This is a genomic window from Phenylobacterium sp. LjRoot97 (genome assembly GCF_964254345.1).
Classification (GTDB): Bacteria; Pseudomonadota; Alphaproteobacteria; order Caulobacterales; family Caulobacteraceae; genus Phenylobacterium.
Map to the genome: position 1 here is coordinate 4,392,182 of NZ_CAXUTH020000001.1, position 15,330 is coordinate 4,407,511.

The following is a 15,330-nucleotide window of genomic DNA, read 5'->3' on the forward strand; positions in this document are numbered from 1 at the left end:
ACGAGGGCCTACGGCTTACAAAAGTTGATCACTTGCGGATGATGACCAGCTCGGTCCGCCGGTTCTTGGCCCGTCCGTCCTCCGTCGCGTTGTCGGCGATCGGGTCGGCCTCGCCCATGCCGGCCGTCTCGATCCGCTCGCCGGCGACGCCTTGGGCCGCCAGCTCCTTCTTCACCGTCGCGGCGCGGGCGTCGGACAGCGTCTTGTTGGCGGCCGGATCGCCCTGGTTGTCGGTGTAGCCGACCACCCGTCCGCGAACGTTCGGATAGGCCTTCAGGATCAGGACGAGCGTGTCGATCGTCGGCTTGCTCTCCGGCGTCAAGGCGTTCGAGGCGGTGTCGTAGTTCAGGTTGTCGAACACGAAGGTCTTGGGCGCCGCCTCGTTGGACTCGAGGAACTTGGTCACCCCGTAGCCGATCGAGGTCGGCAACACCGTGATGGTCGCCCCGCCCGGCAAGGTCAGGGTCTCGGGCGCCGCCGCGACGGGGGCGGGCGCCGGCGCGGGGACCACCTCGGTCTTGACCGGCGGCGGGGTTTCGACCCGCTTGGAGCCGCAGTTGCGCAGGCCGAAGATCAGCGCCAGCACCACCGCGGCGGCGATCAGCCAGGGCAGGATCTTGCCGAACCCGCCGCCGGCCGCGGCCGGCGCGGCGCGCGCCGCCTGCGTCGCTCCGCCGAGGCCGAACAGCGAGCCGAGGCCCGGCGGCAGCGCCCCGAGGATGCTGGCCCGCTGGTCCGACAGCAGCGACTGCACGCCCGAAGCCGTCGGCGCGCCGCCCAGCGCCTTGCCGATCGCGCCCAGCACCAGCGGCGCGGCCAGCGACAGCAGTTGCGTCGCCGCCCCGCCCTTGATGCCGGCGAAGCTGGAGAGGCCGCTGGTCACCGCCCCGGCGTTGCCGCCGAGCAGGCTGTCGGACAGCGTCTTGCCCTGGCTGAGCAAGCCGGCCCGCGCGCCGTCGTCGCCGAGCAGGGCCGGCAGCCGGTCGAGCGGATTGCCGCCGCCGGTCGCCTGGCTGATCAGGCTGAGCAGGCCGTTGGCGCCGCTGCTCGTCGAGCTTTGCTGGAGCGCCGCGGCCAGCAGCGCCGGAGCCGCCGCCGACACGCCTTTGCTTACCGAGCCCGAGGATTCCCCGAGAACGCTGGACAGGTGGCCGATCATGTCCGGCGACAGGGCGCCGATCACAGTCTGAACGAGGTTGGTCACGACGCATCTCCCGCAGGGGTTGGATCGTGTCGGGCTCAGCGCAAGTCACGCACGCAAGCTGTACTCGATCCCCCCAGACAGGCCCCGCGCTGCGCGGACACAGTCGAATAGTTTGGCAAAACCCCGTCGTGTGTACACTCGGGCCGATCGCCCGCGATAGTTGCGTAAATACCCGATAGACGCCGCGCCCAGCGTCTAGGTCTTGAGCTTGTAGCCGGTCCGGAAGATCGCCCAGATCGCCGCCAGGCAGATCAGCACGAAGCCGAAGGTCGCTCCCAGGCTGACGCCCACGTCGACGTCGGAGATCCCGTAGAAGCTCCAGCGGAAGCCGGAGATCAGATAGACCACCGGGTTGAACAGGGTGATCTTCTGCCAGAGCTCGGGCAGCATGCTGATCGAGTAGAAACTGCCGCCCAGGAAGGCCAGCGGCGTCACGATCATCATCGGCACGATCTGCAGCTTCTCCCAGCCGTCGGCCCAAACCCCGATGACAAAGCCGAGCAGGCTGAAGGCGATCGAGGTCAGCACCAGGAAGCCGATCATCCAGACCGGATGCAGGATGCTGAAGTCGACGAACAGCCGCGCGGTGGCCAGGATGATCAGGCCGAGGATCACCGACTTGGTCGCCGCCGCCCCGACATAGCCGACCACGATCTCGAAGGCCGAGATCGGGGCCGACAGCACCTCGTAGATCGTGCCCGAGAACTTCGGCATGTAGATCCCGAACGAGGCGTTCATGATGCTCTCGGTGAGGATCGACAGCATGATCAGCCCGGGCACGATGAAGGCGCCGTAGCTGACCCCTTCGATCTCGACCATCCGCGAGCCGATCGCCGACCCGAAGACGATGAAATAGAGCGAGGTCGAGATCACCGGCGAGGCGATCGACTGCATCAGCGTGCGCCAGGTGCGCGCCAGCTCGAAGATGTAGATGGCCTTGATGGCGTGCAGGTTCATGGCCGGCCCCTCACCAGGCTGACGAAGATCTCCTCCAGCGAGCTTTCCTCGGTCCGGAGGTCCTTGAAGTCGACGCCGGCGGCGCTGAGCCGCCGCAGCAGGCCGGCGATGCCGGTGTCCTCGCTCTGGGCGTCGAAGGTGTAGACGAGCTCGTGGCCGTCCTTGGCCAGCTCCAGCTGATAGTCGGCGAGGTCGGCCGGCAGCGCGCTGAGCGGCTCCTGCAGGTGCAGGGTCAGCTGCTTCTTGCCCAGCTTGCGCATGAGCACGTCCTTGTCCTCGACCAGGATGATCTCGCCTTTGCTGATCACCCCGATCCGGTCGGCCATCTCCTCGGCCTCCTCGATGTAGTGGGTGGTCAGGATGATGGTCACGCCGCTTTCGCGCAGGCCGCGGACCATCTCCCACATGTCCCGGCGCAGCTCGACGTCGACCCCGGCTGTGGGCTCGTCGAGGAACAGGATGCGCGGCTCGTGGCTCAGCGCCTTGGCGATCATCACCCGGCGCTTCATGCCGCCGGACAGCGCCATGATCTTCGAATCCTTCTTGTCCCAGAGCGACAGGTCGCGAAGGATCTTCTCGAGATAGGCCGGATCGGGCCGCTTGCCGAACAGCCCGCGGCTGAACTTCACCGTGTCCCAGACGCTCTCGAAGGCGTCGGTCGACAGCTCCTGCGGCACCAGCCCGATCTTGGTCCGCGCCGCGCGGTACTCGGCGATGATGTCGTGGCCGTCGGCGCTCACCTTGCCGCCGCTCGGATTGACGATGCCGCAGATGATGCTGATCAGCGTCGTCTTGCCGGCCCCGTTCGGACCCAGCAGGGCGAAGATCTCGCCCTGCCGGATCTCTAGGTCGACGTTCTTGAGAGCCTGGAAGCCCCCGGCATAGGTCTTGGTCAGACCGGCTACGGAAATGATCGGCTGCACGCGGGCTCCTGTCAGGGCGGCGTCACCCAGATAGGCGGGCCGCGACGCTCCAGCTAGACCGAAGGACGCACGGACCTGTCAGCAGCCGACAACCGTCCCCGTTAATTCGCCGCCATGGTCATGGGGCGCAGGCCGAGGTCGGCCATGAGCGCGGCGTCGGTGTCCTTGTCGGGGTTGGCGGTGGTCAGCAGCTTGCCGCCGATGAACATCGAGTTGGCCCCGGACAGGAAGCACAGCGCCTGCAGTTCGCGGCTCATGTGCTCACGGCCGGCCGAGAGCCGGACCACGGTTTTCGGGCAGACGATGCGGGCCACGGCGATCATCCGCACGAACTCCAGCGGATCGACCGCCTCGGAATCGCCCAGCGGCGTGCCGGGGATCGGCATCAGGTCGTTGATCGGCAGCGAGTTCGGATGCTCGGGCAGGGTGGCCAGGGCGTGCAGCAGGCCGGCGCGGTCGGTGCGGGTCTCGCCCATGCCGACGATGCCGCCGCAGCAGGTCGACATCCCCACCGAGCGCACGGCCTCCAGGGTGTCGAGCCGGTCCTGATAGGTGCGGGTCGTGACCACCTGGTCGTAATAGTCCGGGCCAGTGTCGAGGTTGTGGTTGTAGTAGTCGAGGCCGGCGTCCTTCAGCGACTGGGCCTGGTCGCGGGTCAGCATGCCGAGCGTGGCGCAGGTCTCCAGACCCAGCGCCTTCACGCCCGAGATCATCGCCGCCACCTTCGGCACGTCGCGGTCCTTCAGGTCGCGCCAGGCCGCGCCCATGCAGAAGCGTTGCGCCCCGCCGGCCTTGGCCTCCATCGCCGCGGCGATGACGCTCGTCGCGTCCATCAGCTTGCCGGCCTTCACGCCGGTCTCGAAGTGCTGGCTCTGGCTGCAGTAGCCGCAGTTCTCGGCGCAGCCGCCGGTCTTGACGCTGAGCAGCTGCGAGAGCTGCACCTCGCTCGGATCGAACCACGCCCGGTGCACCGCCGCGGCCTGGAACACCAGCTCCATGAACGGCAGCTCGAACAGACCCTCGACCTCGGCCAGCGTCCAATTGTGACGCGGTTCTGCGGGATCGACCGGATGGAAACCTTGAGCGATTGGAGCGTTCATGGTGAAGCCTTACTCGTGCGAATGGGCGTCGGATTCGGCCGCCTGCGCGAGGCCGGCGAAACCACCCGGGTCAGGAGCGTTTAGCGCATGAGCGCGGGGCAAGACGAGATCGAGTTGAAGTTCCTGTGCGAGCCCGCCGACCTCGCGGTCGTGCTCGCCGCGGCCCCTCATGGCGAAACCCATGAAAAGGCTCTGGTTTCCACCTACTACGACACGCCGCAGGGCGATCTGCGCAAGGCGCGGATTTCGCTGCGCATTCGCGAGGGCGGCGGCAAGCGGGTGCAGACCCTCAAGCGTGGCGACGGATTCGCCCGCGAGGAACACGAGCAGACGATCAGCTCCGAGGGGCTCGACCTGGGATTTCCCGCACTCAAGGACGCCCTGTCCCCGGCCAAGCGCAAGGCCCTGTCGCCGATCTTCACCGTGCGGGTCGTGCGCCGCCAGCGGACCTTCGAGTTCGGCGGCGCCTCCATCGAACTGGCGGTCGACGAGGGCGAGGTGCAGGCCGGCGAACGCGCCCGCCGCGTCAGCGAGGTCGAACTGGAACTCAAGGACGGCGACTGCCGGCCGATGTTCGACCTCGCCCGGCAGCTCTCGAAGACCGCGCCGCTCTATCTGTCGTTCGACGGCAAGGCGACCCAGGGCCAGGGCCTGATCGACGGCTCCGACCGCTCGCCGCGCCGTCACGACAAGGCCCCGCTGGCCCGCGGCCTGACCGCGGCCGGCTCCTTCCAGGCCATCGCCCGCAACACCCTCGTGCAGATCGCCGCCAACGGCGTGGTGCTGCGTGAAGCCGACAGCGTCGAGGCCGTGCACCAACTGCGCGTCGCCGTTCGCCGGCTACGCAGCACGATCTCCACCTTCTCCGACATCGCCGACGACGATCATGCCGAGGCGATCAAGGCCGAACTGAAGTGGCTGGCCGGCGCCTGCAACGAGGCCCGCGACCTTGATGTCTTCGCCGAGAGCGCTGGGGCGCTGGTTGACCCGACGCTCGATCTGTCGGCTCTCGCTCCCATCGTCGAGACCGCCCGCGCCCGCGCCCACGCCAAGGCCTGCGCGGCCGTCGCCTCCGGGCGCTTCCGCGACCTGGTGCTCGACACCACCGCCTGGGTCGAGACCGGGGCCTGGCTGTCGATGGGCGGCAAGGCTCACGCCAAGCATCGGGCCAGCGCCGCCGACCGCTTCGCCGCCAAGGCGCTGGAGCGCCGACGCAAGCAATTGCTGAAGCTCGCCGCAGACCTCAAGAGCGTCGATGACCAGGCTCGCCACGACGCCCGCATCGCCGCCAAGAAGCTGCGCTACACGGCGGAGGCCTTCGCCCCGCTGTTCGACGCCGACGCCAAGCCGTTCATCAGCTCGTTGAAACTGCTGCAGGACGAGCTCGGCGCGCTCAATGACGCCGCCGTCGCCGCCGAACTGGTCGAGCGGCTGCGGCTCAAGGGCTCGGCGCTGGCGGCGGCGCGGACGCTGCTCGCGGCCCGCGAAGCGGCCAAACCCAAGAGCGTCAAGGGCGCGGCCAAGGCCATGGACAAGCTGGCGGCCACGTCGCCGTTCTGGGTCATATAAAGGTTTCTTTATGTGATTTCTTGCCCCGGTGGCGGGCGGCGGCTATAGAGCCGACAATCACCCTCTCCGACAGGACCGCCCGATGACCGACTATGTCGTGAAAGACATCACCCTGGCCGATTTCGGTCGCAAGGAAATCGCCATCGCCGAAACCGAGATGCCGGGCCTGATGGCCGTGCGCGCCGAGTTCGGCAAGGACCAGCCGCTGAAGGGCGCCCGCATCGCCGGCTCCCTGCACATGACCATCCAGACCGCGGTGCTGATCCAGACCCTGGAAGCGCTCGGCGCCGAAGTCCGCTGGGCCTCGTGCAACATCTTCTCGACCCAGGACCACGCCGCCGCGGCCATCGCCGCCGCCGGCACCCCGGTCTTCGCGATCAAGGGCGAGAACCTAGTCGAGTACTGGGAATACGCCCACCGCATCTTCGAATGGGCTGACGGCGGCTACCCGAACCTGATCCTCGACGACGGCGGCGACGCCACCCTGCTCTGCGTGCTGGGCCCGAAGGCCGAGAAGGACCCCTCGGTCCTGAACAACCCGCAGAACGAGGAAGAAGAAGCGCTCTACGCGGTGATGAAGCGCTACCTGAAGGAAAAGCCGGGCTTCTATTCGGCGATCCGCGACGCCATCGGCGGCGTGTCGGAAGAAACCACCACGGGCGTGCACCGCCTGTACCAGATGGCCGAGCGCGGCGAACTGCCGTTCCCGGCGATCAACGTCAACGACAGCGTCACCAAGTCGAAGTTCGACAACCTCTACGGCTGCCGTGAAAGCCTGGTCGACGCCATCCGTCGCGGCACCGACGTTATGCTGTCGGGCAAGGTCGCGGTCGTCCTTGGTTACGGCGACGTGGGCAAGGGCTCGGCGGCCTCGCTGCGCAACGGCGGCGCCCGCGTGATCGTCACCGAAATCGACCCGATCTGCGCCCTGCAGGCGGCGATGGAAGGCTACGAAGTCCAGACCATGGAAGACGTCGCCGACAAGGCCGACATCTTCGTCACCGCCACCGGCAACAAGGACGTCCTGACGGTCGACCACATGCGCCGGATGCGCAACAACGCCATCGTCTGCAACATCGGCCACTTCGACTCCGAAATTCAGATCGCCGGCCTGCGCAACTTCAAGTGGGACGAGATCAAGCCCCAGGTCCACCACGTGGAATTCCCGGACGGCAAGAAGATCATCGTGCTGTCGGAAGGCCGCCTCGTGAACCTGGGCAACGCCACCGGCCACCCCAGCTTCGTGATGAGCGCCAGCTTCACCAACCAGACCCTGGCCCAGATCGAACTGTGGACCAACAAGGCCAAGTACGAGACCCAGGTCTACACCCTGCCCAAGCACCTCGACGAGAAGGTCGCCTTCCTGCACCTGGAAAAGCTGGGCGCGAAGCTGACCACCCTCTCCAAGGACCAAGCCGACTACATCGGCGTGCCCGCGGCCGGCCCGTTCAAGCCGGACCACTACCGCTACTAAGACGTCCGCGCCCGGACTTCGGCCATCGCGCCGAAGTCCGGGACGTGACGCCTACTCCGCCGCGATCGCCGCCGCCGGCAGCGGCGAGATCGCCCGGCTCGGACGCCCGTCGACCGAGACCGGAACGTCGCCGTTCAAGGTGACGCGGCGCATGACCCGATGCTGGTCGCCATAGTCGTCGACCGCATAGTGCTGGGTCGCCCGGTTGTCCCAGATCGCCACGTCGCCGGCCCGCCAGCGCCAGCGGACCGTGTTCTCCAGCCGGATCACGTGCTCCTGCAGGGTGTCGTAGATCCGCCGCGAGTCGGCGCTGGACAGCCCCACCAGCGACTTCACGAACTGCCCCAGCACCAGGGTCCGCTCGCCGGTCACCGGATGCACGCGCACGACCGGGTGTTCAGTCTCGTAGACCGTCGAGGCGAAGACGTTGCGATGGCGCTCGATCTGGTCGCGGGTCGCCGCCGGCTTGGCCGCCGCATAGTCGTAGGCGTTGGTGTGCAGCGCCCAGAGCTTGTCGGCCAGTTCGCGCAGATGGTCGGGCAGGCGGGCATAGGCCTCGGCGGTGTTGGCCCAGACGGTGTCGCCGCCCGAGGCGGTCGAGACCACCGCGCGCAGGATCGAAGCCTTCGGATAGGCCGGCACGAAGGTCACGTCAGTGTGCCAGGCATTGGCCCGGCCGCCGCGATGGGAGTCGAGCTCCAGCAGGTAGCTGCTGCCGTTGGCCACCGGCACGGTCGGGTGGGCGACCGGCTCGCCGAGCCGGGCGGCGAACGCCTCCTGGGAGGCGTCGTCCAGATGGCCCTGGTCGCGGAAGAACAGCACCTTGTACCTGTGCAGGGCGTCGTCGATCGCCGCGACCGTGGCGCCCGGCAGGTCGGCCGACAGGGTCACGCCGGCGACTTCGGCGCCGATGCGGCCGGCGACGGGGCGGATGTCGAGGTCTTGGATGCTCATCTGAAGGGTCTCCTTGAGGCTTGAGCGGAAGGTCATTCGGCGGGCACGACCGCGGCGTCGCGGCTGTCCAGTTGACGGCGGATGTCGGCGTGGCCGGCGGCGTCGAGGCTGAACCCCGAGATCAGCCAGGCCGAGGCCAGGTGGGCGAGGGCCGGGCCGAGCGCGAAGACCAGCTTCAGGCCCAGCAGCGCCTCGGGCGCGTTGACCGCGCCGGGCTTGAAGCCCAGCAGCCCGACCAGCGGCAGGGCGACGCCGACCGCGACGGCGGTGGCGGCCTTGCCGGTCAGGCTGAAGATCGAGAACAGCAGGCCGGTGCGGTCCTCGCCGCTCTCCAGCCGCTGCTTGTCGGCGATGTCGGCGACCATCGAGCGCAGCATCAGGTTGCCGGACCCCTGGGCCAGGCCCTGGGCGATGGTCAGGCCGACCAGCAGCGGCAGGGCGCCAGGGACGACGAACAGGAGGGCGAGGTTGATCGCCACCTGCACCAGCTCGCCGGCGATCGCCGCGCGGGACTTGCCCAGCCGGTAGCCGATCCGCAGCCAGATCGGCCCCGCGAACACCCCGAACACGAACTGCAGCAGGAACAGACCCGCCGCCAGGTCCGGGCGGCCCATATAGGCCGAGACGAAGAACACGAAGAGCGATGAGCGGATCAGCTGGCCGAGCGTGACTGCGAAGTCCGAGGTCAGCACCTTGCGCAGCAGCGGGTCGCGGGCGGCGGCGGCCAGGTCGCGGCGCAGGGTCGAGCGCGCCGGCGACGGCGGCGGAGCCGGCGGTTCCTTCACCAGCGCCAGGGCGGCGATCAGGGTCGGGACGAAAGTGGCCAGGATGAACCCGCCCATCGCCGCCACCTTCAGCCCCGGATCGGCGGGCAGGCCCGCGCGGGCGCCCAGCTGGTCGAGCGCCGCCGGCAGCACCAGGACCAGCAGCAGGCCGCCGGCGGTCGCCACCTGGAAGTAGGTCTGCACCCGGCTGCGCTCGTGATACTGCGCCGCCAGCTGCCCGACCCAGGCCGAGACCGGGATCTGGATCATCGTCCAGCCGACGTAGAACACCACCAGCCAGACGCTGAGCCAGGCTGCGCCGGGTCTCTCCACTCCGAACAGCCCCGGCGCGAAGATCGCCGCGGTCGAGAGCGCGAACAGCGGCGCGCCGGCGGCGATCCACGGCTTGCGCCGCCCGAACCGGCTGCGCGTGCGGTCCGACAGCACCCCGACCAGCGGATCGGTGACCGCGTCCCACGCCCGGCTGAGCATGAAGATCAGCCCGACGACGCCCAGCCCCAGGCCCAGCTCCTGGGCGTAGTAGGGCGGCAGATAGACCGCCAGCGGCAGGCCCGCGCCGGCCAGCGGGATCGCCAGGGCGGCGAACACCGCCAGCCGCCAGGCGGGAAGACGGTTAGGGGCGAGCTGGCTCACGCGCGTCCCCTCAGTACCGGCCGGTCACGGTGAGGCCGAAGGTGCGCGGCTCACCGAGGATGGCGATGTAGGGGGTGTTGGCCGAGGCGTTGCCGAAGGCGGCCGCGTACTCCTGGTCGAACAGGTTCTTCGCCCAGATGTTGCCCGACCAGCGGCCGGCGGCGTCCTTCAGCCCGATCCCGGCGTGGGTCAGGCCGTAGGCGTCCTGGCGGCCGTACTGCGAGAGCGAGTGCTGGAAGGTCGAGCTGCGCCAGGTCTGGTTGGCGTAGGCGAACAGCACCAGGTCGCCGGTCAGCGGGGCCTCGTAGTTGACGCTGAACTGGCCGGTGAACTTCGGCGCGAACGGCACGCGGGTGTCGGACAGGTCGACGAAGGCCGGCCCGCCGGCATAGCCGTACTCCACCGGGACCGGGGCGTTGGTGTAGGACTGGTAGCGCGCGTCGCTGAACGCGGCGCTCGCCGACAGCCGCAGCGCCTGCGTGAGCTGCGCCTGGCCCTCGACCTCGACCCCGCGCAGCCGCACCTTGCCGACATTCGACAGGTACGAGCGGGCGGTGGTCCCGGCCTGGCTGGTCAGGGTCGCCTGATAGTCGGTGATCTCGTTCCAGTAGAGGTTGCCGTTGAGGATCGCCCGGCCGCCGAGCCAGGTGGTCTTGAGGCCGAGCTCATAGTCGATCGACTTCTCCGGTGAGATGATGATCGGGTCGCCCGGCCGCGCGCCGAGATTGGCCGCGCCGGACTTTTCGCCGTAGCTGACGCTGGCATAGGCCAGGACGTCGTCGGTGACCTTGTAGGACGGGTTGATCAGCCAGGAGAACGACCCGGAATCCTTCTGGCCCTCGACCAGGAACGGCGCGCCCGCCACCGCCGCGCGGAACGGCGCATAGGCGGCCAGCGCCCCGGTCAGCGGGGTCCCGCCGAACGCCAGGCCCTGGTTCGAGGCCTCGCGCTCCTCGTAGGTGTAGCGCAGGCCCGCGGTCAGGCTGGCGCGGTCGTTGAACCGATAGGCGCCCTGGCCGAACACCGCCGCGCTCTTGGTTTCGGCCTTGCCGATCTGCTGGGTCTCAAGCCCGTTCAGCACGAAGCCCGGAACCGCCGGACCCAGCAGGAAGGCGCTGGCGTCGTCGTAGAACAGGGTCCGGTAGTTGCTGGTGACGTCCTGCTTCAGCAGGTAGACGCCGGCCTGGTAGTCGAACGCGCCGTCGGTCGGCGAGGCCAGCCGCAGCTCCTGGGAGTACTGGTCGACATCGACGTCGTAACCGGCCCGGAAGATCGAGAACGGCGTCAGGTCGCTGTCGTTCGTCGGCCGGAAGTACAGCCGCCGCCAGGCGGTGACCGAGGTCAGGGTGTGGCCGCCCAGACGCCAGTCGAACTGGTTGGACACCCCGTCGGTGCGCGAGACGATCTTCTCCTGGGTGTCGAGGTCGGCGTTGTCGTAGACGTCGTAGCTCGGGACATAGCCGAAGGCGGTGCGCAGCTTGCGCTCCCAGCCGTTGCGCGGCGTGCCGTTGACGAAGCTCGTCGGGTCGCCGGCCGGCGGGTAGAAGTTGTTGTATTCCTTGGTCTCGTAGTGCTCGGCGATCAGCCGGTTGGAGAAGCTCTCGCCTTCGAACAGCAGCTGGCCGCGCAGCGCCCAGCGGTCGTTGCCCAGGTAGTCTTCGCCGTCGAACTTGTTGGTGATGTAGCCGCCGCCGACGTCGCGATAGAAGGTCAGCCGTCCGGCCAGCTTGTCGCCGTAGAGCGGCCCCGAGACGTTCGCCCGCAGCTGATAGCGCTCGTTGTTGGCGATCGTGCCGCTGACCTGGGCCTCAGGCGTGAACGACGGCTTCCTGGTGGTCACCACCAGCGCGCCCAGGGTGGTGTTCTTGCCCAGCAGCGTGCCCTGCGGACCGCGCGCCAGCTCGACGCTCTCCAGGTCCACGAAGTCCAGCCACGAGAAGCCGGGGTGGGTGAAGAACACGTTGTCGACGATCAGGCCGACGCCGGCCTCCGACCCGTCGCTGTTGGCGTTGCCGCCGACCCCGCGGATGGTCAGGGTCGAGACCCGGGTGTTCTGCTGCAGGGCGTTGAAGTTGGAGATCTTGGCGGCGTAGTCGGCGACCCGGTCCAGCCGCTCGGTCGCCAGGGTCTGGCCGCTGACGGCCGAGACGGTGATCGGCACATCCTGCAGTTTTTCTGCACGGCGGCGGACGGTGACGACCACCTCCTCGACAGACGCGTCGGCGTCGTCGGCGAAGGCCGGCGGCGGCGCGCCGATCAGGATCGCCACGGTCGCGGCCGATAGGATCAGTTTCGATTTCAAGCTTAGGTCAGGCACAGCTATCCCCGCGGAGGCGCAGCAGCGCCCCTGCCTCCAGATGATGAAACAGGTGTCGAGACGCCGTTCGGCGTCATGTTGGGCGCTTGCGCGCCGGCGGTCGGGATGCGTCGCGCGGGCCCGTCGGCCGGACCCGCGCTCCGCTATCGGTGCGACGCCAGAAGGGGAGGACGGACGTCACCCCTTATTCCTAGGGGCGACATAGGAAATGAGTCGCTACAGTTTTTCTGCGGCGGCTTTCGCGCCCGCTATTGTCGGAATTCTTGCGGCCGGGCTTCAGGATTTCTCGTAGCGCTATTATTCCGATGGATTATGTAGGAATATATCTTCGCGCCCTGGCGGCGCCTCGGAGAGTCCCATGTCCAAGTCCCCGCTCGACTTCCTCTGGTTCATCCCGTCGGCGGGCGACAACGCCTATCTGAGCCACCCGGAGACCGACCGCGCCCCGACCCCGCGCTACCTGCGCGAGATCGCGGTCGCCGCCGACCGGCTCGGCTATTCCGGCGTGCTGCTGCCGACCGGCGCCCACTGCACCGACGCCTGGATCACGGCGGCCTCGATCGCGCCGTTCACCGAGCGCCTGCGCCTGCTGGTCGCCGCGCGCCCGGGCCTGATCCACCCCTCCGAGGCCGTCCGCCAGGCCGCCGCCCTCGACCGCCTGACCGGCGGCCGCGCCCTGGTCAACATCGTCACCGGCGGCAGCCCCCAGGCCCTGGCCGCCGACGGCATCTTCCTCGACCACCACGAACGCTACGTGCAGACCGAGGAGTTCCTGAACATCTGGCGGCGGCTGGCCAACGGCGAGACCGTCACCCACCAGGGCAAGCACCTCTCGATCGACAAGGGCCGGCTGCTGTTCCCGTTCGTACAGGAGCCGCACGCCCCGATCTGGTTCGGCGGGTCCTCCGACATCGCCCGCGAGATCGCCGCCCAGCACGTCGACGTCTACCTGGCCTGGGGCGAGCCCCCGGCCCAGCTGAAGGAGGTCATCGACGACGTGCGCGAGCGCGCCGCCAAGCGCGGCCGCACGATCCGCTTCGGCATCCGCCTGCACATCATCGTCCGCGAGACCGAGGCCCAGGCCTGGGACGCCGCCAACGAGCTGATCAAGTACGTCACCGACGACGCCATCGAGGCCTTCCAGCGGGCGATGGCCAAGGGCTCGGACTCGGTCGGCCAGTCGCGGATGAGCGCCCTGCACAACGGCAGCCGCGCCAACCTCGAGGTCAGCCCCAATCTCTGGGCCGGCATCGGTCTGGTGCGCACCGGGGCCGGCACCGCCCTGGTCGGCGACCCCGACACCATCGCCGAGCGGCTGGAGGAATACGCCCAGCTCGGCGTCGATACGGTGATCGCCTCGGGCTATCCGCACCTTGAGGAGGCCTACCGCGTCGCCGAGCTGCTGTTCCCGAAACTGAACCTGAAGCACCAGGTCGGCGAGAGCGGCCTCAAGTTCCCGAACGTCTCGCCGTCCTTCATCGCCCCGCCGCTGCGCGCGGCGTCCTAGGCGAGGCTCGCGACCAGGGGATCCATCGCTCTAGGCCCTCGCCGCCCGGTTCCAGGGCGCGAGGGCCAGCAGCCGCGCCATGCCGCAAAAGCCGCTGGCCCCGGCGAAGGTCAGGCCCGCGCCGACGAAGGCCGCCAGGCCGAAGAAGCCGGGATGGACCAGCAGGCCGAGCGCGACCCCGAGCAGCACCAGCGATCCGGCGGCGATCTGCACCTGGCGCATCAGTTCCAGCGGCGCCTTGCGGTCTTCGACCAGCGGCAGGCCGGCCGCCGCCCAGCCGTCGACGCCGCCGGCCAGCACCAGCGCCCCGCCGCCGGCGGCGGCGGCCAGCCGCGTGCAATTGGCCGCCGTCCGCATGCCCGAGCGGCAGGTGAAGATCGGCACGGCCCCGGGCGGCACGTCCAACGGGCCGTCGTCGAGGCTCGCCAGCGGGCGCAGGCGCGCGCCCTTCACATGGCGGCGCGCGAACTCGTCGGGGTCGCGGACGTCGAACAGCACCGCCCGGCCCTCGGCCAGCAGCTTAGCGACGTCCTTGGGATTCAGTTGGGTCGGGGTCATCGGCCTTCTTCATGTCTGGAGGACAGAAGATCTCCGCGAGCGTCGCCACCACCTTCATCGCGGCGGGGTCGGCGATCCGGTACCAGATGGTCTGGCCCTCGCGGCGCGTGGCCACGACGGCTTCCTCGCGCAGCACCGCCAGGTGTTGCGACAGGGCCGATTGCGACAGGCCGACCAGGGGCAGCAGTTCGCCCACCGATCGTTCGCCTTCGGTCAGCTGGCACAAGATCATCAAACGCCGCTCGTTGCCGAGCGCGCGCAGAAGCTTGGCGGCTTCACCGGCGCTGGCCTCGAAACGGGCGATGTCGAAGTTCGCGAGATCGAACATGGCCGATATATATGAGTTGTTTCTAATTTAGCAAATGCTTATGTGAAAGGCCGACGCCGAAGGAGGCTCCGACCATGACCCCACACGTACAGACATTCTTCGACAAGGCCACCTCGACCGCGACCCACCTGGTCATCGACCCTGCGACCGGCGTCGCAGCGGTGATCGACCCCGTGCTCGATTTCGAACCCAAGGCCGGCCGGCTTTCGACCGCCTCGGCCGACGCCGTGCTGGCCGCCGCGCAGGACCAAGGACTGTCGCTGGCCTACGTGCTGGAGACCCACGCTCACGCCGACCACCTGTCGGCGGCCGACTACATTCGCCGCCAGACGGGCGCCGCGGTGGTGATCGGCGCCGAGATCGTTCAGGTCCAGAAGACCTTCATCCCGCGTTTCGAGGCGGATGACGTGACAGACGACGGCCGGGTTTTCGACCGCTTGCTGGCCGAGGGAGACGTCCTGCCGCTGGGCGAACTGGAGATCGGCGTGCTGCACACGCCCGGCCACACCCCGGCCTGCGTCACCTACCTGATCGGCGATGCGGCCTTCGTCGGCGACACCCTGTTCATGCCCGACTACGGCACCGCCCGCGCCGACTTCCCCGGCGGCGACGCCGCCGCCCTCTATCGCTCGACCCGCAAGATCCTCGCCCTGCCGGGCGACACCCGGATTTTCGTCGGCCACGACTACCTGCCGGCCGCGCGCGAAGCCTTCGCCTGGGAGACCACCGTCGCAGCTCAGCGGGCCGGCAATATCCACGTCCGCGACGGCGTGACCGAGGACGAGTTCGTCGCCATGCGCGTGGGGCGCGACGCCACCCTGGCCGCCCCGACCCTGATCCTGCCCTCGCTGCAGGTGAACATCCGCGCCGGCGCCCTGCCGCCGGCCACGGCCGCCGGGAACGTGTTCCTCAGGCTTCCCGTTACCGTCGATCAGGCTTGACCGTCATCGGGCCGTGACCGGCGTAGGCTTGATTTGCATCAAGGCTCGCGCTGCTTACGCCGCTCAAGCTGGACACTAGG

General features: G+C 68.8%; 13 protein-coding genes. 4 read left to right on the forward strand and 9 right to left on the reverse strand.

The genetic code is table 11. The features are described from left to right. Positions 1-28: 28 nt before the first annotated feature. The 4 genes from ACSQ2H_RS21835 to bioB form a co-directional block, all read right to left on the reverse strand. On the reverse strand, positions 29-1,204 hold the full coding sequence (locus tag ACSQ2H_RS21835; RefSeq protein ID WP_436063461.1) for a DUF937 domain-containing protein: 1,176 nt from the start codon (positions 1,202-1,204) through the stop codon (positions 29-31). A 195-nt stretch (positions 1,205-1,399) separates the two neighbouring features. Continuing rightward, positions 1,400-2,161 (reverse strand): ABC transporter permease, encoded by a 762-nt coding sequence (locus tag ACSQ2H_RS21840; protein WP_436063462.1) that lies wholly within the window; start codon positions 2,159-2,161, stop codon positions 1,400-1,402. Beyond that, a complete protein-coding gene (locus ACSQ2H_RS21845) occupies positions 2,158-3,099 on the reverse strand; it encodes an ABC transporter ATP-binding protein (protein ID WP_436063603.1) in 942 nt (313 codons plus the stop codon). Before ACSQ2H_RS21845 ends, ACSQ2H_RS21840 begins: the two co-directional genes overlap by 4 nt. A gap of 86 nt (positions 3,100-3,185) precedes the next feature. Continuing rightward, positions 3,186-4,184 carry a biotin synthase BioB gene (gene bioB, locus ACSQ2H_RS21850; RefSeq protein ID WP_436063463.1) on the reverse strand — a complete coding sequence of 333 codons (999 nt, stop codon included), beginning with the start codon at positions 4,182-4,184 and terminating at the stop codon, positions 3,186-3,188. 87 nt (positions 4,185-4,271) lie between these two features. On the opposite strand from bioB, the gene ACSQ2H_RS21855 reads away from it, so the two are divergent. Together ACSQ2H_RS21855 and ahcY are read left to right on the forward strand one after the other, a co-directional pair. Next, the gene (locus tag ACSQ2H_RS21855) at positions 4,272-5,753 is read left to right on the forward strand and encodes a CHAD domain-containing protein (protein WP_436063464.1); all 1,482 of its coding nucleotides are present in this window, start codon (positions 4,272-4,274) and stop codon (positions 5,751-5,753) included. Positions 5,754-5,835: 82 nt separating this feature from the next. Continuing rightward, on the forward strand, positions 5,836-7,227 hold the full coding sequence (ahcY, locus tag ACSQ2H_RS21860; RefSeq protein ID WP_436063465.1) for an adenosylhomocysteinase: 1,392 nt from the start codon (positions 5,836-5,838) through the stop codon (positions 7,225-7,227). 51 nt (positions 7,228-7,278) lie between these two features. On the opposite strand, the gene ACSQ2H_RS21865 is transcribed toward ahcY, so the two are convergent. The 3 genes from ACSQ2H_RS21865 to ACSQ2H_RS21875 are packed head-to-tail and all read right to left on the reverse strand — an operon-like array spanning position 7,279 to position 11,901. Then, entirely contained in the window at positions 7,279-8,181 is a 903-nt protein-coding gene (locus ACSQ2H_RS21865; protein ID WP_436063466.1) for a TauD/TfdA dioxygenase family protein, read from the reverse strand. Between the two features lie 32 nt (positions 8,182-8,213). After that, positions 8,214-9,599 (reverse strand): MFS transporter, encoded by a 1,386-nt coding sequence (locus tag ACSQ2H_RS21870; RefSeq protein WP_436063467.1) that lies wholly within the window; start codon positions 9,597-9,599, stop codon positions 8,214-8,216. A gap of 10 nt (positions 9,600-9,609) precedes the next feature. Continuing rightward, a complete protein-coding gene (locus ACSQ2H_RS21875; protein ID WP_436063468.1) occupies positions 9,610-11,901 on the reverse strand; it encodes a TonB-dependent receptor in 2,292 nt (763 codons plus the stop codon). 373 nt (positions 11,902-12,274) lie between these two features. Between ACSQ2H_RS21875 and ssuD the strand changes: the two genes are divergently transcribed. Further along, positions 12,275-13,423, forward strand: a complete 1,149-nt coding sequence (gene ssuD, locus ACSQ2H_RS21880) for an FMNH2-dependent alkanesulfonate monooxygenase (RefSeq protein WP_436063469.1) — start codon at positions 12,275-12,277, stop codon at positions 13,421-13,423. A gap of 30 nt (positions 13,424-13,453) precedes the next feature. Here the strand turns inward: ssuD and ACSQ2H_RS21885 are convergent, their stop codons facing one another. After that, positions 13,454-13,981 (reverse strand): rhodanese family protein, encoded by a 528-nt coding sequence (locus ACSQ2H_RS21885; protein ID WP_436063470.1) that lies wholly within the window; start codon positions 13,979-13,981, stop codon positions 13,454-13,456. Next, positions 13,944-14,309, reverse strand: a complete 366-nt coding sequence (locus ACSQ2H_RS21890; protein ID WP_436063471.1) for an ArsR/SmtB family transcription factor — start codon at positions 14,307-14,309, stop codon at positions 13,944-13,946. The genes ACSQ2H_RS21885 and ACSQ2H_RS21890 overlap by 38 nt, the downstream gene beginning before the upstream one ends. Before the next feature lie 74 nt (positions 14,310-14,383). On the opposite strand from ACSQ2H_RS21890, the gene ACSQ2H_RS21895 reads away from it, so the two are divergent. After that, on the forward strand, positions 14,384-15,250 hold the full coding sequence (locus ACSQ2H_RS21895) for an MBL fold metallo-hydrolase (RefSeq protein WP_436063472.1): 867 nt from the start codon (positions 14,384-14,386) through the stop codon (positions 15,248-15,250). The last annotated feature ends 80 nt before the right edge of the window (positions 15,251-15,330 follow it).

Bases quoted from the DNA above. Each gene is read 5' to 3' on its own strand.
- ACSQ2H_RS21855 (WP_436063464.1), top strand. From the start codon at position 4,272: ATGAGCGCGGGGCAAGACGAGATCGAGTTGAAGTTCCTGTGCGAGCCC.
- ACSQ2H_RS21895 (WP_436063472.1), top strand. From the start codon at position 14,384: ATGACCCCACACGTACAGACATTCTTCGACAAGGCCACCTCGACCGCG.
- ssuD (WP_436063469.1), top strand. From the start codon at position 12,275: ATGTCCAAGTCCCCGCTCGACTTCCTCTGGTTCATCCCGTCGGCGGGC.
- ACSQ2H_RS21865 (WP_436063466.1), bottom strand. From the start codon at position 8,181: ATGAGCATCCAAGACCTCGACATCCGCCCCGTCGCCGGCCGCATCGGC.
- ahcY (WP_436063465.1), top strand. From the start codon at position 5,836: ATGACCGACTATGTCGTGAAAGACATCACCCTGGCCGATTTCGGTCGC.
- ACSQ2H_RS21840 (WP_436063462.1), bottom strand. From the start codon at position 2,161: ATGAACCTGCACGCCATCAAGGCCATCTACATCTTCGAGCTGGCGCGC.
- ACSQ2H_RS21885 (WP_436063470.1), bottom strand. From the start codon at position 13,981: ATGACCCCGACCCAACTGAATCCCAAGGACGTCGCTAAGCTGCTGGCC.
- bioB (WP_436063463.1), bottom strand. From the start codon at position 4,184: ATGAACGCTCCAATCGCTCAAGGTTTCCATCCGGTCGATCCCGCAGAA.
- ACSQ2H_RS21890 (WP_436063471.1), bottom strand. From the start codon at position 14,309: ATGTTCGATCTCGCGAACTTCGACATCGCCCGTTTCGAGGCCAGCGCC.